Annotated in this window: 18 protein-coding genes and 3 pseudogenes; 1 reads left to right on the forward strand and 20 read right to left on the reverse strand. The window is 38.9% G+C overall.

The genetic code is table 11. From position 1 onward, the window contains the following. Positions 1-234: 234 nt before the first annotated feature. The 20 genes and pseudogenes from HT688_RS04185 to HT688_RS04280 all read right to left on the reverse strand — a co-directional run bounded on the left by HT688_RS04185 (position 235) and on the right by HT688_RS04280 (position 18,282). Complete coding sequence (locus HT688_RS04185) at positions 235-645, reverse strand: MORN repeat-containing protein (protein ID WP_020902388.1); 411 nt, start codon at positions 643-645, stop codon at positions 235-237. Then, complete coding sequence (locus HT688_RS04190; RefSeq protein ID WP_172923584.1) at positions 632-1,075, reverse strand: low molecular weight protein-tyrosine-phosphatase; 444 nt, start codon at positions 1,073-1,075, stop codon at positions 632-634. Before HT688_RS04190 ends, HT688_RS04185 begins: the two co-directional genes overlap by 14 nt. Before the next feature lie 46 nt (positions 1,076-1,121). After that, entirely contained in the window at positions 1,122-1,421 is a 300-nt protein-coding gene (gene yajC / locus HT688_RS04195; RefSeq protein ID WP_023937006.1) for a preprotein translocase subunit YajC, read from the reverse strand. A gap of 116 nt (positions 1,422-1,537) precedes the next feature. Continuing rightward, entirely contained in the window at positions 1,538-3,514 is a 1,977-nt protein-coding gene (gene tkt / locus HT688_RS04200) for a transketolase (protein WP_172923585.1), read from the reverse strand. A 113-nt stretch (positions 3,515-3,627) separates the two neighbouring features. Then, complete coding sequence (ulaG, locus tag HT688_RS04205) at positions 3,628-4,719, reverse strand: L-ascorbate 6-phosphate lactonase (RefSeq protein ID WP_001134220.1); 1,092 nt, start codon at positions 4,717-4,719, stop codon at positions 3,628-3,630. 111 nt (positions 4,720-4,830) lie between these two features. Next, positions 4,831-6,504 carry a BglG family transcription antiterminator gene (locus HT688_RS04210; protein WP_172923586.1) on the reverse strand — a complete coding sequence of 558 codons (1,674 nt, stop codon included), beginning with the start codon at positions 6,502-6,504 and terminating at the stop codon, positions 4,831-4,833. 178 nt (positions 6,505-6,682) lie between these two features. Beyond that, positions 6,683-7,387: an L-ribulose-5-phosphate 4-epimerase gene (locus HT688_RS04215; protein ID WP_001863043.1), complete on the reverse strand. Its 705-nt coding sequence runs from the start codon at positions 7,385-7,387 to the stop codon at positions 6,683-6,685. Between the two features lies 1 nt (position 7,388). Continuing rightward, entirely contained in the window at positions 7,389-8,252 is an 864-nt protein-coding gene (locus tag HT688_RS04220) for an L-ribulose-5-phosphate 3-epimerase (RefSeq protein ID WP_172923587.1), read from the reverse strand. A gap of 3 nt (positions 8,253-8,255) precedes the next feature. Continuing rightward, positions 8,256-8,921 (reverse strand): 3-keto-L-gulonate-6-phosphate decarboxylase UlaD, encoded by a 666-nt coding sequence (locus HT688_RS04225; RefSeq protein WP_000166725.1) that lies wholly within the window; start codon positions 8,919-8,921, stop codon positions 8,256-8,258. A gap of 16 nt (positions 8,922-8,937) precedes the next feature. After that, positions 8,938-9,423, reverse strand: a complete 486-nt coding sequence (locus tag HT688_RS04230; protein ID WP_050208201.1) for a PTS sugar transporter subunit IIA — start codon at positions 9,421-9,423, stop codon at positions 8,938-8,940. Between the two features lie 76 nt (positions 9,424-9,499). Further along, the gene (locus tag HT688_RS04235; protein WP_000241469.1) at positions 9,500-9,781 is read right to left on the reverse strand and encodes a PTS sugar transporter subunit IIB; all 282 of its coding nucleotides are present in this window, start codon (positions 9,779-9,781) and stop codon (positions 9,500-9,502) included. 22 nt (positions 9,782-9,803) lie between these two features. After that, complete coding sequence (gene ulaA / locus HT688_RS04240; protein WP_050208199.1) at positions 9,804-11,261, reverse strand: PTS ascorbate transporter subunit IIC; 1,458 nt, start codon at positions 11,259-11,261, stop codon at positions 9,804-9,806. A 130-nt stretch (positions 11,262-11,391) separates the two neighbouring features. Then, positions 11,392-12,014, reverse strand: a pseudogene (locus HT688_RS04245) (HI_0552 family protein). Between the two features lie 50 nt (positions 12,015-12,064). Beyond that, complete coding sequence (gene jag / locus HT688_RS04250; protein WP_000260001.1) at positions 12,065-13,051, reverse strand: RNA-binding cell elongation regulator Jag/EloR; 987 nt, start codon at positions 13,049-13,051, stop codon at positions 12,065-12,067. A 17-nt stretch (positions 13,052-13,068) separates the two neighbouring features. Further along, entirely contained in the window at positions 13,069-13,893 is an 825-nt protein-coding gene (locus HT688_RS04255; protein WP_000728104.1) for a membrane protein insertase YidC, read from the reverse strand. Further along, entirely contained in the window at positions 13,868-14,239 is a 372-nt protein-coding gene (rnpA, locus tag HT688_RS04260; RefSeq protein ID WP_050208197.1) for a ribonuclease P protein component, read from the reverse strand. Before rnpA ends, HT688_RS04255 begins: the two co-directional genes overlap by 26 nt. A gap of 326 nt (positions 14,240-14,565) precedes the next feature. Further along, complete coding sequence (locus HT688_RS04265; RefSeq protein WP_050223352.1) at positions 14,566-15,111, reverse strand: hypothetical protein; 546 nt, start codon at positions 15,109-15,111, stop codon at positions 14,566-14,568. A 5-nt stretch (positions 15,112-15,116) separates the two neighbouring features. Continuing rightward, positions 15,117-15,572 (reverse strand): annotated as a pseudogene (locus tag HT688_RS12145) (hypothetical protein). A gap of 516 nt (positions 15,573-16,088) precedes the next feature. Further along, on the reverse strand, positions 16,089-17,279 hold the full coding sequence (locus tag HT688_RS04275) for an acetate kinase (RefSeq protein WP_000167760.1): 1,191 nt from the start codon (positions 17,277-17,279) through the stop codon (positions 16,089-16,091). Positions 17,280-17,328: 49 nt separating this feature from the next. Further along, positions 17,329-18,282 (reverse strand): class I SAM-dependent methyltransferase, encoded by a 954-nt coding sequence (locus tag HT688_RS04280; protein WP_138700671.1) that lies wholly within the window; start codon positions 18,280-18,282, stop codon positions 17,329-17,331. A gap of 395 nt (positions 18,283-18,677) precedes the next feature. Between HT688_RS04280 and HT688_RS04285 the strand changes: the two are divergent. Next, positions 18,678-19,202: pseudogene (locus HT688_RS04285) on the forward strand (transposase family protein); the annotation flags it as partial.

A 19,202-nucleotide genomic window follows, 5' to 3' on the forward strand; every position in this document is an offset into this window, starting at 1 on the left:
CATTATTTCAACTTTGTAAACAGTTTCATAAACATTTCACAAAGAATTTTTAAACTCTTGTGAAACTTTTCTCATTTTCTTTTCTTATCAGGTTTTATCTTTGAAGTTTGTGAAATTTATTTCAAATATTTTTTATTTCACAAACTTGCTTGGAAGAGGGATTTGGAAAGAAAAGGATTTGCAAGTAAGCGCTTACTTAAAACTTCTAACAATACCTCCTTTGATAAGGAGGCTTTATTTTTGTTGAAAAACCCCTTGTTTAAAAGTCCCTTCATAAACAACTTCTTGTTCTGTTGTTAGTTTTCCTTTTCCTTCAGCCTGACCATTTACAAAATCACCTTCGTAGGTCCAACCTTCTTTAGATTGAAAAGTACCTTTTCCATTGAAGGCTCCATTGTTGAAGCCACCTGTATATTGGTCTCCATTTTGGAAGGTAATGGTACCTTGCCCATTCATTTTACCACGGACAAGACTGCCATCGTAAACAATCGTTCCATTATCAAGCTTTAGAACACCTTTTCCGGGAATATTTAGAAAAAAGACGAGTACAGCACAAAAAACAATGGTAACTACTGCTAAAAGCTCTAAACGTGGACGAGTCAGATACACTCGATACTTTTCATAAAAATTCTTAAGATTTTCCACCTTCACTCTCCTTTTCTAAACGTTCTAACCATGCTTGACAACCCTCCTGAACACGTCGATAGGTTTCCTCAAAATCTCCTGTATACCAAGGGTCTGGAACACTTTCAAATGCAAATGAGCAAATCTTATCTTGACAGTCTGCTGGACACATCTGACGTAAGTCAGAAATATTTGAAGCGTCCATTCCGATAATATAATCAAAGGCTTCAAAATCTTCCTTACTAATCTGAAGCGATGTCTTGTTCTTGTCATGAGGAATCTCATACTGTTGAAAAATTCCCTGAGTCCCCTTATGAATCGGATTGCCATGTTCCCAAGAGGAAGTTGCTCGACTTTGGATTTCGTAGTTATCTGTCATTGATTTCATAACAAACTCGGCCATAGGGCTACGGCAAATATTTCCCAGACAGACAAAGACTAATTTTTTCATCCCACTTCCTTTCTTTTATAGAAAAACGGGAGTTCGTGATCCCGTCTTATTTTTCAATTGCGCCTTCTAGTGAAGCTGTTTCTTTCAGCGGTAATACTGTCTTGATAGCAGCTAGTTCAAAAGTCAAGTAAACTCCATCTACGTCAAGAACAATTGTTCCCTTCTCCGTATCTACTTCATCGACTGTTCCATAAAGGCCCCCGATTGTAATCACTTCATAGCCTTTTTGTAATTTATTCAAGCTTTCCATACGCTTTTGTGCTTGTTTCTTTTGAGAGCGTTGCGTAAAGAACATCAAGCCCACCATAGCCACAAGAATGATTAAAAATGTATATTGTGATTCCATTATATTCTCCTTTGTCTTTTACATAGAACTACTATATCAAATTTCAGTTACTTTTACAAGATTGTACCTTGCTTTTCTAGTAAGAAAAACCAGAGCTTGCGCCCTGATTTTTAGGATTATTTCAAGTTTTGAACAACTTTTACAAGATTTTCTACAGTAAAGCCATATTCTGCCAATACTTTTGGTGCTGGGGCAGAGGCTCCGAAGGTATCAATACCTAGAACGGCACCATCAAGACCAACGTATTTGTACCAGCTTTGAGTTGCACCCATTTCGACTGCAACACGACGGCGGACTGCATTTGGAAGAATTTCTTCCTTGTATGCTGTATCTTGTTTATCAAAGACATCTGTAGATGGCATGCTGACTACGCGGACTTTTGCACCTTGACTAGCCAATTCTTTGGCAGCTGAGACAGCAAGATTAACCTCTGAACCTGTCGCAATCAAGATCGTATCAAAGTCTGCTGCATTTTCATAGACAACATAGGCACCTTTTGCAACCTTGTCGAAGTCTGTTCCATCTTCAACAATCAAGTTCTGGCGTGTCAAGACAAGGGCAGTTGGTGTTTTCTCACTTGTCACTGCAAGGTACCAAGCTGCTTGCGTTTCACGCGCATCTGCTGGACGGAAAACATTTAGATTTGGCATAGCACGAAGACCGGCTAAGTGTTCAACTGGTTCATGAGTTGGACCGTCTTCCCCAACTGCGATTGAATCGTGGGTAAAGACATAAGTCACAGGAAGTCCTTGTAAGGCTGACAAGCGAACAGCTGCTTTCACATAGTCAGAGAAGACGAAGAAAGTACCACCGTATACACGAAGTCCACCGTGAAGAGCCATCCCGTTCAAGATCGTTCCCATTGCAAATTCACGAACACCAAACTGAATGTTGCGGTTCAAGCGATTGGCATCGTCTTGAAGTCCGTCAGTCTTGATATAAGTCATGTTTGAGTGAGCTAGGTCAGCTGATCCACCTAGGAAGGTTGGTAATTTAGCTGCCACAACATTCAAGGCGTCTTGACTTGAATTACGAGTTGCTTGAGAAAAACCATTTTCTAAAGCTGGGAAGTCTGCTGGAGTCACTTCGACTGGATCACGTCCGTCGATGATGGCTTCTACTTCTGCAGCCAGTTCTGGATGAGCTTCTTTATAATCTGCAACTAATTTAGTCCAAGCTTGATAAGCTGATGCGCCACGGTCTGCAACATGTTCTTTGAAATCAGCATATACTTGTTCTGGAATTTCAAATGGTTCGTAGTCCCAACCGAGGGCTTGACGAGTTGATGCAGTTTCATCTGCTCCAAGAGGGGCGCCGTGTACAGCATTAGTTCCTTGTTTGTTTGGAGAACCGTATCCAATAACCGTCTTCACTTCAATCAAAGATGGCTTGCCTGAAGCTTTTGCTGTTTCGATAGCAGCATGGATGGCTTCCAAGTCTGTTCCATTTTCAACCAAGGCAGTATGCCAACCGTAGGCATTGTAACGGTCACGAACACTTTCTGTAAAGGAATCCTTTGTCTCACCATCCAAGTTGATATCATTTGAATCATAAAGAACAACCAACTTATCCAGTTTTTGCAAACCTGCGTATGAAGCTGCCTCGCTTGAGACACCTTCCATCAAGTCTCCGTCTCCACAGATAACGTAAGTATAGTGGTCAAAGATATTGTAGCCTTCACGGTTATATTTGGCTGCCAAGAAACGTTCTGCTTGGGCAAAACCAGTAGCAGTTGAAATCCCTTGACCTAGAGGACCTGTCGTAGCATCAATCCCTGCTGTATGGCCAAATTCTGGGTGACCTGGTGTTTTTGAACCCCACTGACGGAAGCTCTTAATCTCATCCATGCTGACATCTTCAAAACCAGAAAGGTGAAGAAGGGCATAAAGAAGCATTGAACCATGACCAGCTGAAAGAATAAAGCGGTCGCGGTTAATCCAGTTTGGTTGAGCTGGATTGATACGAAGTTGTTTTGTAAAGAGGCTGTATGCCATCGGAGCTGCTCCCATAACCACACCTGGGTGACCTGAGTTGGCTTTATTAATGGCGTCAATACCTAGAAAACGAATTGCATTAACAGATAGATTTGACATAGAATTTCCTTTCTATTTGAGGTGATTATTGAATCACACATTCTATTTTACTATTATATGAAAATTATCCGTATCATGCAACATACGGATAACCTCCAAAGAATATTTTTATATTATAGCAAAGCTTTAAATTGAATGTTAGAGTCTTGTTCAAAACAATCATCAAAACCACGTGGATGATGGTATTCTACTAAGTGTTGATCCTGAGGATAAGTATACTTACCGCCAACTTCCCAGATAAATGGATGGAAATCGTATTGCAAGCGATCTTTTCGCATTTTCCAAAGTTCTAGAATCTCATTAGTAGAAGCCATGAAGTTAGACCAGATATCATAGTGAACTGGGATAATGACTTTTGTACGCAGATTTTCTGCCATACGAAGAAGGTCGATAGATGTCATTTTGTCTTGGATACCTACCGGATTTTCACCATAGTTATTCAAAGCAACATCAATTTTAAAGTCTTTACCATGTTTTGCAAAATAGTTTGAGAAGTGAGAATCTGCACCATGATAGATGGTTCCACCTGGTGTTTCAAAGATATAGTTAACAGCCTTTTGAGCCATTTCTTCATCTGTAACAGCCAAGCCAGCAAGTTCACCGCCTGTCTCATCAGCACCGTTCACTGGGAGAGTTACCAAGCAAGTACGGTCAAATGATTCTACTGCATGAATCTTCATATCTTTTAATTCGATAGTGTCACCTGGCTTCACAACGATGATACGTTCTTTTGGAACACCCCATCCTTCCCAGATTCGTCCACAGTGGTAAGGACCGATAAACTTAACATGCTCTAACTTAGGATTGTTGAGAATTGCTGCAGCTGTGTATGGGTCGATATGATCACTGTGGAAGTGTGAAACTAAGTAATAGTCTAGTTCGTTGATAGCAAATGGATCGATAACCATTGGCTGAACACGCAAGTTTGGTTGCAACTTACGAACACCTGCCATATTTGCCATTTGGTGCCCACGAACCATATCTTTCACTTTTTTAGTTGATTTTCCACGGTTTGACCAAAGGTCCATGACAACGTTAGCACCAGCTGGTGTCTTAATCCAAGTACCACAGTTGCCTAGCCACCACATGGCAAAGTTGCCTTCAGGTACGACTTCTTCTTCGATTTCTTCGTTCAACCAGGTTCCCCACTCTGGGAAAGTGGCTAAAATCCATGACTCTCTTGTAATTTCTTTGACGTTTGGCATATGTCGCCTCCTTTGGATATAATTGTTATCTTTGAGATTAGTATACCACCCTTCAAAACACTAAAAAAGACCAAGAAAAACACAGGTTTGTGTTCATCATTGGACTGTCCTTCAAATATCTTCCAAAAAAGCTTGAACTACTATTTCTTGATTTATAAGTGTTTGAACCTCTTCTTGGAACTTACTAGCCAACTTGCTGTCTGCAATATAAGACGAAATAAGACTAGAAAGATTTTCACTGAAACTTTTGCCCTCATTACCAAATATATTGTGTTTAAGATAGTCTAGCATTCTCAAAAGATCTTCTGCTTCAAGGATAGGATTAACCCTTAAAATCGGAAATCTGCTATCCAAATCATCATTAGTAATAATCACTACATCAACTTGTGCAATATCTTCCACACTCTTAAATTGTTCTGTTGTAAATACAGTGTCAATTTGCTCATTTGGAAAATAAAGTTTGCATTGTTTCAGCAAAAGTCTCGAAACCGCAACACCTTCATCACAAACGAGATAAACTTTTTTCATATTTTTTTGAGACGATGGTGTATACTTTAAAAATCCTCCAATATGAATCGTCAAATAGGCAATATCATCGTCTGTTAGCCGAATAAACCATGCTCCTTCTAAAATTTCCGCAGATTTTCTAGTGACTAAAAATAATTCTCCATACTTGGATCGAATTTGTTTTGTTAGAGGATTTTTAGAAAAAATACCGTAAGTCTTTCTAAATAACAAGGCTTTACAGTGGATCATCAAATTTCGTAACAAATCATCCTTGTTCTCAATCTCCATTCGGATTTGTGATTCAAAATACCAGATAAATTCTTCTAAAGCAAGTTTTAATTGCCGAAAATCATCACTTTCTGCATGAATATCCAAATCTTTACGATAGGAGAGGAGGAGAACAGCTACAAGAGAAACTTCAAGTCCTGACAAAGAAATTTCAAACTTTTGAAACAACCGTTCTCCTAATTTCTTAGACACCTGATACTCTATTCTTTTTCTTATCAAAGAAAATTCTTTCTCTATATCCTGATGTCTTTCTTGATACTGTTCAACATTATGACAGCTTAACAGCAAATAAGGTAGAACCTGCAACATAAAAGTTATTTCATGATGGTTTATTTTCTTCCCTAAATCTTGTTCAACTAAAGGAACCTGTTCCTTAAAAAATTGGTTCATTTCAACAGAAAGCAAACACTCATCATCTAACCTCTCTTTCATCTTATCTTCTAAAATAGATACAAAAGTGGCATTTTCTTCCATAAAAATATGATATAGAAGCGATTGAAGATACTGAATTTTATTAAGAGGGTGGGCATGAAGGCGGTATCCCTGTGACTTGCTCACTTGCAAGGTCACCTGATATTGTTCCAAAGTTAGTTGATAACGAATACTATTCAAATCATTGAGAACAGTATTCCTAGATACCTCTGTTAACTCTATCAATTTTTCAATCGTAATACGTTCTTTAGAAATACCTATCCATAGTAACATTATCATCATACGTTCATGCGCACTCATGATATAATCGTACGAATCTACTTCCGATAATAGTTTACAACAAGCATCTCTCTGCTCTTCCGTTAAGTGAATACCAATTCGTGGAATACTAATGATGTGAAGCGCCTCGTCAACCAGAGCAGCATTGATTTTGTCAATGTGATAATAAATTTTCCTTCTTGACTCTTTCAAATCTTTCGAAATCGCCATAATCGTTTTGGACGTTTCTTGATCCATCAAATATTGAAGCAAATCACAACTTGCCTTATCCAGTACCATATTAAAAAATCCCCCAAATCTATTGATATCACGGCAATTCTTTTTATTTTACCATATATATATCAAGCGCTATTTCTAAAAAATCTTTCAAAATTACTTCAACTCCAACTTTACTCTCAATAAAAATCAAATGTAAAAAGAGGAGCTAAATTTATCTTTTTCTCCTCCTTCATCGTTCTTACTTTTGACCATAATAAGCATTTGGTCCATGTTTACGTTGGTAGTGTTTTTCTAGTATGTACTGGGGAGCAGGTTCAACTCTTGGATTGATTTGTTCTGTAAAGCGATTCATCTTTGATACTTCCTCTAGTACGACAGAGTGATAAACAGCATTCTCTGGATTTTTGCCCCAGGTGAATGGACCGTGATTGCGTACAACAATTCCTGGTACTTCAACCGGGTTAAGTCCGCGATGTTCAAACTCTTCTACGATAACCAGGCCAGTATCTTTTTCATAGGCCACTTCTACTTCATCCTTGGTCAAACTACGGGCACAAGGGATTGAACCGTAGAAATAATCTGCATGGGTTGTTCCGTAGAAAGGAATATCACGACCTGCCTGAGCCCAACCAACAGCTTCTGTCGAATGGGTGTGAACCACACTACCAATTTCTGACCAAGCCTTATATAATTGCACATGAGTTGGGAGGTCGGAAGATGGTCTTAAATCCCCTTCTAGGATCTTACCATCTAGATCAGTCACTACCATGTTTTCAGGTGTCAATTCGTCATAATCCACGCCTGATGGTTTGATAACAATGACACCGAGTTCGCGATTGACTTCCGATACATTCCCCCAGGTAAATTTGACAAGTCCATGTTTTGGCAATGATTGATTGGCATCACAGACTCGTTTACGCATAGCATTGATTACTTGATTCATCTTACATCAAACCTGCTTTCTTAATGAGTGGATAGAGAAAAGCTTGCGCCTCTTGAACGGCTGCGCGTGTTTCTTCTACTGTTTCACAATTTTCAGACCACATTTCGATTAGGAAAGGTCCATTATAATTGGTTTCCTTTAAAATATCGAAAGCTTCTTCCCATTTGACACAACCTTGCCCAAAAGGTACATCTCGGAACTGCCCCTTTGAACTTTCTGTCACTGCATAAGTATCCTTGAGATGGAGAGCTGCGATGGCATGATGACCAAGATAAAACTCACTATAGATATCATTATGCCATGCAGACACATTACCAATATCTGGATATACAAAGAGGAAGGGAGAGTCAAGCTCTTTTTCTATAGCCAAATATTTTTCGATGCTATTGATGAAAGGATCATCCATAATTTCAATAGCAAGTACCACCTGAGCTTCTTCAGCCCAGTCACAGGCTTTTCTCAAATTTTTGATAAAACGTTGGCGTGTCTGGGGTGACTTTTCCTCATAGTAAACATCGTAACCAGCTAATTGAATCGTACGAACTCCCAAGTCTTGAGCTAATTCGATACATTTTTTCATGAGTTCTAGAGATTTTTCCTCTAGAACTGGATCTTTTGAGCCTAATGGGTAGCGACGATGGCCTGAAAAACAGATAGAAGGGATACGAACTCCAGTTTCATAAATCGCTTTGACAACTTCCAAGCGTTCTTCCTTACTCCAGTCAAGTCTTGCTAAACGCTCGTCACGTTCGTCAATAAACATCTCGACAAAATCAAAGCCTAACTCCTTGGCAAAATTTAAACGTTCTAGCCAAGTAAAGTGTGTTGGGGTTGCCTTTTCATAAATTCCAATCGGACGTGCCATGGTTTACCCCCAAATTCGTTTGATTTCATCCTTGAAGGCACGCGCTGCTCCTGCTGGATCCACAGCCTCTGTAATTCCACGACCTGCGATAAAGGTAAAGACATCAATACCTTCAAAGAGTTTGAGAGTATCTACATCTAGACCACCTGTTACAGATACACGGAAGCCCATGTCAATGAGTTTTTTAACCTTATTAAGGTCTTTTTCACCCCAAGTTTCACCAGCAAGAAGAGCATCACGAGATTGGTGATAAATAGCTTGCGAGATACCTGCATCTAGCCAAAGCTGAGCTTGTTCAAAAGTCCAATCGCCATAAAGCTCGATCTGGATTTCGCCTCGTTCTCCTCGTTCAGTCTTGATAGCCTTTAGAGCTGCTTCCATAGTAGGGATGGTTGCACAACAGATACAAGTCATCCAGTCTGCTCCACGAACCGCATTATTTTTAGCAACTGTTCCACCAGCATCAGCACATTTTGTGTCTGCCACAATAATCTTATCTGGGAAAAGGCTACGCAAGACTTCAGCCAGTTCACTTCCAACTTGAAGCAAGCAAACAGTTCCAGCTTCGATAATATCTACTTCCTGACCAACAGAAACAGCTGCTTTAATCGCTCCTTGCAAGTCTGAATGGTCTAATGCAACTTGTAAATTAGGTATTCTTTTTGTCATTTCTTTATTCCTCTTTCTAACTTTCCAAATCCAATCCTTCGAGATAAGGGCTATCCTTAGATTCTTCAATCATAGCCAAGACATCTTCTTTAGTCTGGCAAGCCTGTAAACGTGCAATAGAATCGTCTAATTCAAACAGGGCAATAATTTGTGGAATGGCTACACTTGTGTGAATTTTTGAGCTTGTTGCTGCTAGTGCCAACAAAACAGATACCTCTTTCCCATCTGAAAATACAACAGGATTTTGTAAGGTAATCAATGAAAAGGCATCACTTTGCACACCAGCTTCAGGTCTAGCGTGGGGCATAGCCATACCTGGCATCAAGATATAGTAAGGCCCATACTCTTCAGTCGATTCAATGATAGCATCGTAATACTCTGGCAAAATTGCCCCACTTTCAATCAAGGGATCTACTGCTACCTTGACTGCTTCTTTCCAATCCTTAGCCTCTAAACCTAGTCGGATCGAGTCGTTGTCAATTAAAGCTTGTTTTAAATTCATATCTGCCTCCTTTATTTAAAGAGGGAGAAGGACAGAAACGATAACTCTCAGTTTCTGTCCAGCCCCCTCCAACCTTTTACTGTAGTGCTTGACTGAGTTTTTCGGTGATTTCTTTATCATCCATCAAGTTATCAAGCCCAATTAACTTCCCATTAGTTCGCCCTTCCAATTCTTGAATCAAATGAAGAGAAGCGATTACGATGTCATATCCTACTGCTAAACCTTTAGCTTCACCGACACTGCATGAATTGACTGTAAAATCTGTTTGATTAAGCTTACGGAGAGCATTTTCAACCTTCATCTTGATAACCATTGAGGAACCCATTCCATTTCCGCACGCTGCTAATACTTTAACCATTTTATTTCTCCTTTTCTAGATACTAAGCTTCTTCTTGAACTTCACCGTTGTAATATTTCTCTTTATCTTTTGCTTTGGCAAATTGAAGTTGAGGAATAACAAGCAAGAAGAGACACACAAGTACATAACCAACAATAGCAAGGTATTTGAAGATATATCCAAATCCAAGCCATGGGAATTCAAAGTCGATATTTCCATGGTAGCCACCATAAGATGCCAAATCGAGAAGGGCCACACAAAGAGCTCCTAGAGCAACTTGAAGGACGCCTGATATAAAGGAAAGGATAACAGCCGCTTTCCATCCGCCGCGTTTATCAGCGTAGACCGCAATGGCTGCATTGTCAAAGAACACTGGTACAAATCCTGTAATAATAAGAATCGGATTTTTAAAGACGATGAGCAAAACAATTGTAATCAATTGACCAATCAAACCAAAGGTAAATCCTGACAAGACAGCATTTGGAGAACCAAATCCATAAGAAGCTGCAACGTCAACCGCTGGGAATGAACCTGGCAACAATTTGTTTGAAATACCTTGGAAGGCGTTTGTCAACTCAGATACGAACATTCGGACACCTTGCATCAAAACGAACAAGTAAACTGAGAAGGTAAAGGCTGTTTGGATAATGTACATAAAGAAATCTTGTTTAGCAGGATTGAATAGAGTTCCTGAAGTGATGACTTCTTTATTAGACATAATGTCTGGACCCAAGATTAAAAGAATGGCTCCGAAGAATACGAGCATCAAGGTAGCAGATGCAACAACTGTATCGTGGAAGATTGAGAGGAACTTAGGTAATTTAAGATTGTCTAAACTTTCTTCTTTCTTACCAAAGCGTCCTGCTACTTTATCTACAAACCAGATTGCAAATTGCTGTTGGTGACCAATCGCAAATCCGCCACCACCAGTCAAGCGTTGAGTTGCCTCAACAGTCATATTTGAACTAACTGCCCAGTAAAGTCCACAGATGATACCAATCGCTGCTGTACCGTAAGCATTGCGCAATTGTGGTACTAAGAATAGAACCATAAGAGATACTGTTGCAGCTTGTTGTACCATGATGTGACCAGTAATAAAGAGGGTTCTTACCTTCGTAATCTTTCGAAGAGCTACGAGCAAGATATTTATTCCGAAACCAATCAATAGAGCTGTAGTTGCAGTTCCAACAAAATCTGGAAACTCTGCTGCAATTTTGTTGTTTGCTGCAGCAAGTCCAAAGTAAGGGTCGATAACCGCTGCACCAATTTGGAATTTGTAGTTAAGGGCTGCTAAGATTGGACGGAAGGTTGTAACCAAACCACCAGCACCCACGTTAAGCAACATATACCCTACTGTTGCTTTAACAAACCCTGAGAAAACGTCATGGGCAGGTTTTTTCAAAAGTGCGTATCCTATCAACACCAATAAACCTACGAAAAATGCGGGATTCTGCAAAATATTGCTAGAAAACCAATTTAGAACACTTGAAACGACTTCCATAATTGTTCTCCTTTTGAATTGTTTTTGTAAGTTTATTATATAATGCGAAAGCGCAAACAAAAAGACCAAGAATTACACAGCGGACTGTTCACTCTTGGACTGTATGATTTATGATGTTTTACAAATTATCTTATTTTCTCGTAGCTAGATAATAGGGAAGAATTTTAGAATAAGACTTCAATAAGCCTTCTACGATTTCTTCTTCAGACGAATTTTCTGTCACAGGAACGTCTGCCTTCACTAAAACTTTACGGACTTCTTGGCTGCCTATCTTCTCGACTAAAGTGCGACGATTTTCTTCGTTCGCCTCCCACCGTTGACTTTGACCATCAGAGTAGGCTAGATAATAAATCCCTTTAACGGTTGGAATGTCTAAAACTTTGGCCTGCTTGCCCAGTGTTTGCTCATCCTTCTTACGCTCGATGAAACTGACTTCCAAAGAAATTCCAAAGTCAGTAGATGTCCCATACAAACGTAAGGCCATCATAGGTTCTGTCACTTGTCCGTCTCTCTGTAGATAAACCCAAAAATGTGGTCTCAAACGCTGGGCCTGCTTCATCCACTGACTAGTCTGTTGGAGTTGCCATTCTGGATGGCTTGCTTGAAAGGCTTTGCCAGTTCTGTAAAAGCCTTTCGTGCCTCTTGGCCTTTATAGCGCAATTCCAGCATCTTCTCTCGCTCTGCTCCCGCTTTATCAGGATTACGGTACTGCAAACCAGCAAAGTCTAAATAATCTCTTATCTTATTCAGCATCCGTTTCATCTCCTCTAGCTAGCAAAAAATCAGGATAAACCTGATTTTACTTATTCTGTATCTACAACGACATAGCGATTGGGCTCGTCACCCTCAGAGTAACTAGTCACGCCATCCATACGTGAAATAATACGGTGGATAATCTTGCGTTCGCTATTTGACATGGGATCTGTTTGATGACTGCGGCCTTCTTCTAAAACACGAGTCGCCAATTTTTGCGCATAGGTCTGCAAGACTTCTGCACGGTGTTCAACATAATCATTGACATTGATTGTAATATAGAAGGTTCTTGAATAGCTATTATAAAGATAATTTTGAGCCAACAGTTGCAAGGACTTCAAGACTTTACCATGGTAACCGATAATACGACCTGGTTCGTTGGTGTTAATTTGTAGATTGATGCTACGACGGTTATAGTCATTTGAAATCGTCGCCTCAACGTCCATGTCATCCACAATCGCTTGAACATAGGCAGTCACATCCGTAGCCACCTGGGCAATATCAAAGCTCGGTTCAACTTTCAAGCCCATCTCTGTCAAGTCTTGATTTTCAGTCTGGTCTTGCTCAGTTTCAAGGTCATCAGCGCCCGTTTCTTCCCTCATCGCTTCCTCGATTTGAAGTTCATTTAAAATCTCAATGTGACCAGTTTCTTCTAAGATAGTGCTGGCATGTCTTTCATGTTTTAAGATTTCAGCCTTGACTTCATCAGAAATACCTTGACCTTCTTCCTCAATCTTTTTAATTGCCTCTACAACATGACCCAAATCAACGGTCGCTTCACTAACTGTTTTAACAGGCTCATTCAAATCATTGATTTGTTTTGGAACTCCCTTTACAGCTTGTTGATTTGCTTTGACAACAGTCGTTTCACTAATCGCTTCAATATGCACTTGGGCTGGTTTTTTACCAAATAAACCAAGAAACCCTTTTTTCTCACGAGAAATGACTTTAATATGTGCCTTCTTCCTTGGAATATCTAATTCCTTCAATCCTTTCTGGATTGCTTCTTCAACAGTTGAACCTGTAAATACTACCATTACCAGATTCCTCCTTATTATTTCGTTTTCTGAGCCTTTTTCTTGGCTTTTCTTTTTCTATTTTCCAAATCTTTCTGTGCCTGTACTACAGCCTCGCGCTCTGCGATAATCTTGAATGGATTGTTCAAGAAATAGGTTTGCAAGACTTGGTAAGCATTGGACACTGTCCAGTATAGGGCGACTCCACCTGGCGCATAAACTGCAAAGATAAAAATCAAGACTGGAATCCCATACATCATCGCTGTCGTAGCTCCATTACGCTCAGACAAGGCTTTGTTGGACAACCAAGTACTTAAAAAGGTGAATACTGCTGCTAAAATCGGAAGAACAAGGGTTGTATCTACACCACCAAGGTTAATCCATAAGAAATGACCTGTCTTTAAAAAGTCAACTCTTGATAGGGCTTGGAACAGGGCCAAAATAACCGGCATCTGAATCAAAATCGGCCAAAGAGAGTCTGACTGTCTGACACCCATTTCTTTAAATACTTTACGCATTTCCTTCTCTAGTTTGGTTCTGCTTTCCATATCTCGACCTGGATATTGTTCTCGAAGCGCCTTAATGCGTGGCTGAGCTTCCTGCATTTTCCTAGAAGCCACCATTTGCACCTGAAAGACTGGCAAGAGGACTGTACGAATCAAGACCGTAAAGAGAATAATCCCCACTCCGATACTAATATCAAACGATAAAAAGCGAATGATTTCCGCAAAGAAGTAAACAAATTTACTCCAAAAATCAGCCGAATTGGCTGTAATATCGCTAGTTGTCCCACTAGTCGCACAGGCTGTCATGATCAATAGAGACAGTCCTAGCAAACTAGTCAACTGTAGTTTCTTTTTCACTCCCATTTCCTTCCTGGTAAATCTTTGATAATTTTAATACGTGGAGTAGATTTTTCTCCATCTCTGCGTATCCCAAGGTTTCGACTCCTTTTCGAGCAATGACAACAAAGTCGACGTTTTCTACCAGACCCCCTTTTGCATTCTGGATAATATGCCGAATCCGTCGCTTGATTTGATTTCTAGTGACGGCATTCCCCAGTTTTTTGCTGACTGATAGACCTACTCGAAAATGGTTTTTCTGGTTTTCTAATTGGTAGACAACAAATTTGCGATTAGCAAAACTTGTTCCCTCCTTGAAAATTGCCTTAAAATCTTTCTCTCTTTTTACACGAAAGTTTTTCTTCAAAACTCAACTCCATCTATTAAATTACTACTATTATACCATATTTTTCAAAAAAGCCAATCATAGCAAGGTTTTGGACAATTCTACCAATATTCTCTTGTTTATTTTTTAATCCTTTTCGTCGTGCTTTCATTCTCTTTCTTATTGTCACAATGTCTACCGTTCCCGTAACAGTCTATACTTAAAACTTAAAAAATTTGAAGTCATTTTCCCTGTAAACACTAAAAACGACAAAATGGTTAGAAAATTTATTTTCCAACCACTTTATCACATTCATTAAAGACAGAATTATCATTTTAACATTCTTAATTACAAGTATTTAAGCATAACTAACCCCAAATAGCACATTTTCCAGCAGAGATTCCTAATTGTGCAACGATTCCTGCAACGTTACTCTTCATGCCAAATTTAGCAAGTTCCATTGCTATATATGAGGCAGCTTTGCCCCACATTTTACCTTGAATATAACTGATAATGTCCCCTCTCATTAAATCAACAAGTTCCATACCTGGAATCATACCAATCAACTCATCACGCATACATGAAACAAAATCTCTATCTTGTAAAGAGGCTTGCAAGTTTTGAACCAAATTAGGCTCTGTATAAATACGTTCAATGCCCATTACAATATACGGTGCTAAAGTGCCATAGCGTTCTGTCAATAATTCTTTATTAACATAAAGAACGCCATTCTCATAACTCGTCGCTTCTGTAAACAAGAATTTCAAATCCTTCTCTACTTCGGCAACATCAATATACTCTACAGTTGTATTTGGAACCTTTGTTTCATTAGCGTATGCAATCCCTATAAAACTCGGTACCATAATAAGCAAAGTCGTAGCAATAACAATACATTTTGTAATTATCTTTTTCATGTCATTCACTCTTTCTGAAAGAAATCGTGTTGTGCTAAATAGTCATAATGTTGTTTATTAAATTGATACTGTCCTAAATGTTGACTGATATTACCTACATCTACTGAAAAGATGTACTGTTCACTTTGATAGTGCCATTTAATTCTAACTGTGTTCAAGACTGTGTTATAACTAAAATCTTCAACTTGACTTCAGGACATTTCAATGACTTGATTAGGCCGATTTTCAGTTACATCACTAATGTCCATCAAGTAAATCCCCTTAGATGTGAATGACATAATCTTTGGCTTCACACTCGACTGAACATAGTAGACTCCTCCTATAATGAAAAAATCAATAAAGGATTTCAGCCATGTCTTTTTCTTAAAAGCCATCAGAAAATTCCTTTGTCCCTCGATATGACAAGTTGAAAGAAATGATTCAATCTGTTTTTCTGTTGCAAATTCCATAATAGTACCCATGATGTTACCTCCATAACTATAAACCAAGAACGATACAACAGCTCTTATAACTTATTGCTGTACTATTATAGCATAAATTGTAAGCGGATACAATCGAAAATTGACATAATATAAAATATTAATTGATGCTACCTGTCATTCTAAGCGAAAATTGGAAATAAGTTATCTTTTATCACTTTTATAGCAAATTTAAATTACAACAGCACAATACGACTTCTAATACATTTTTAGAAATGCATTGAAATCAGCTAATTAATTTATTCACATTTTATAGTATGTTGAAATAGAATATGAACAAATTGATTGAGAAATTCATCCTCATTTTTAACAATATTTCAGAAACCGATGTATCCTATTCTTGACTCAATGTACTATATCTCAATCCACTATAAGGCTTCTTAAAATCATCCACCGCTATCTATGACTTCTACCTTTCAAAGCTAGTTAAGTTTTAAAAAAAGAAGCTGGAAAAATAACTTTCCCAACTCCTTGTATTGAATATTTTTTTAGTTTCACTTATTTTTTCAAGCGTTCAACATCACGGGCAATGACTAATTCTTCATCTGTTGGAATAACCAAGACACGGATCTTCGCTGCATCTGTTGAGATGTCTCCTGTCACACCAAAGATATTCTTTTCATCATCAACATCACAACCAAACCACGAAATTCCTGAGATTACATCATGACGGAAATTTTCTGCATTTTCACCAACACCTGCTGTGAAAACAATGGCATCTGCTCCATTTAGTACTGCAAGGTACTGACCGATATGTTTTTGAATACGGTCAACATACATTTCATAAGCCAAGCTAGCGTCGTGATTCCCTTCTGCTACAGCAGCTTCTATGTCACGCATATCGCTAGAATTAGCAGAAACTCCCAAAAGACCCGATTCACGATTAAGAACACTACTGATATCTTCTGGTGTATTAAAATCCTCTGTATATTGCATTAAATAAGGAATGATAGCTGGATCAATGTCCCCTGTACGCGTTCCCATCATAATACCACCCAGAGGAGTGAAGCCCATAGAAGTATCAACAGATTTGCCGGCTTGCACAGCTGTAATTGAGCCTCCGTTACCAATATGACAGGTAATCAACTTCAAGTCTTCTAATGGACGTCCCAAGAGTTTTGCAGCTTCTCCTGCTACAAACTGGTGACTTGTACCATGAGCACCGTATTTACGAACCTTGTTTTCTGTGTAATATTTTGTTGGTAGAGGGTAGCGATAAGCTTTCTCTGGCATACTTGCGTGGAAGGAAGTATCAAAAACAACTACACTGGTAATGTCTGGCAACAATTCCTTGAAGGCACGAACACCTGCTGCATTGGCTGGATTGTGGAGAGGAGCCAACAAACTCAACTCTTCAACTTTTTCTAAAACATCCCCCTCAACAACTGTTGATTCTTTGAAATATTCTCCACCCGCAACAACACGGTGTCCAACACCTGTAATCTCATCATAAGCCTTGATAATATCGAAACGAATCAAGTCATCCAATAAGATTTTAACAGCTTGTGTGTGATTTTCGATATCTAAAATTTGTTGTTCAGAACGGCCATCAAATTTTACAGTTGAAATTGAATCTTTCAAACCGATACGTTCAATCAAGCCTTTCGCCAATACTTTTTCTTCTGGCATTAAGTATAATTGCCATTTTAAACTTGAACTTCCTGCATTTATTGCGATTGTTTTTGTCATTATCAATTACCTCTTTTAAGCGTTTTCAACTATTATAACAAAATCTATTTTATATTTCAGTACCTTTGCTCCAATTTTGAAAATTTTCTTTGAATTTCATTAAAATGCTTGCATCTTGCAAGCTAGCAAGTGGATACACAAAAGGCTCTACTGCTATTTCATTTTTCTTCTGTAAGATAAAAATAGTCTTAGATTGGTTGACATTGGCAAAGAGATTTTCAGGCAGACTAATCATAGCAACCAGACTCGCCTCTTCTTTCAGCCACCCTTTTAACAAATCACTTTGAGGGCTGGTCAACAAATCACTCGGAGCTAGAAAAATAGCGTATCCGTCTAACTTGAGATACTTAAGCCCTTGTTCCATGAGCAAGTGATGGGCGTAAGTATATTCTTGGCTAGAAGCAACTTGATGACGCGACGCAACGGCATCATCAGGATAATAGCCGACCGGCAAGTCGCTGATGACCACATCGCTTTCTTTGAGCATTTGTGGACGAACGGCATCTCCTTGGACAAAGCCAGCCTGCAATCCGATCACGTCTGCCATGCTAGCTGCCAAATCAATCAGCAAATCATCCACTTCCATTCCCAAGTAATCCACCTTTTTATCAAGCGAGGTCAAGAAAGTAGCGCCCAGAATTCCCATGCCAGAACCCATTTCGAGGATAGTGATTTCCTCCTCTTTAAACAACTCTTCCACAATAAATACCAAAAGCAAGGCAATAGCATCTGGCGTAAACTGGTGATTAGCCTGCAAGGGTTCTGTTTGCCCAGCCTTCATCAAGAGAAACTGGTAGGTCTTGAGCCATTCTTCTTTGCGAAGCGCTAAGCGCTTAAGGGCTTGATTGTTCTCTTTGACCTGTTTTAGCTCTGTCTCACCATCCAGATAGATGCTATTTTGCTCCACCAAGGCGTCATAAAAGTTGGTCGTCAAATCACTTTGGATGACTTGGACATTCTCTAGTAAATAGGTATAAGCTTGTTCAATTTTTTCAAAATCCATATTCCTATCTTACCAAATTTCCTTTCTTTTTTCCATCCTTATAGAAAGTCCTATATGAAAGAGTATAAATGACAAGTTGGGCATCTAAATCTGACAGCAAAAGTTTCGTTGAATTTATTTCTATTGACCCTTGGTAGGGATGTTTATTACGACAAATGGTCATAGAAATATAGCCGCCCATCCCTAGAGAAAAAACGAGGCATGAATTGACTTACTATTTTTACAGAGTTTTCCAAGTGTTATACTAAGTTTCCATTTATATCTTTTCCCATTTTCCCAACAAAACTTTAAAGAGTTTTTATTTATTAGACTTCCTGTGAAACAAAAATATGATACAATAAAATTATGAAGCAAGTAAACAACTAACTGATGCACGATTCAAGCTCCTTGTTGGTATTCAGCGTACCACTTTTGAAGAGATGTTAGCTGTATTGAAAACAGCTTATCAAGGTAAACACGCAAAAGGGGGACGAAAACCTAAACTAAGCCTAGAAGACTTTCTTATGGCGACTTCAATATGTGCGAGAATATCGAACTTATGAACAAATTGCGGCTGATTTTGGTATTCACGAAAGCAACTTAACCCATCGGAGTCAATGGGTTGAAGTAACTCTTGTTCAAAGTGGTTTTACGATTTCAAAAACTCCTCTCAGTTCTGAGGACACGGTAATGATTGATGCGACGGAAGTAAAAATCAATCGTCCTAAAAAACAATTAGCGAATGATTCTGGTAAAAAGAAATGCCACGCTATGAAGGCTCAAGCGATTGTCACAAGTCAAGGGAGAATTGTTTCTTTGGAGATCGCTGTGAACTATTGTCATGATATGAAGTTGTTCAAAATGAGTCGCAGAAATATCGGACAAGCTGGTAAAATCTTGGCTGACAGTGGTTATCAAGGAATCATGAAGATAGATCCTCA

The organism is Streptococcus sp. 1559 (assembly GCF_013276735.1).
In the GTDB taxonomy this organism is placed as follows: Bacteria; Bacillota; Bacilli; order Lactobacillales; family Streptococcaceae; genus Streptococcus; species Streptococcus pseudopneumoniae.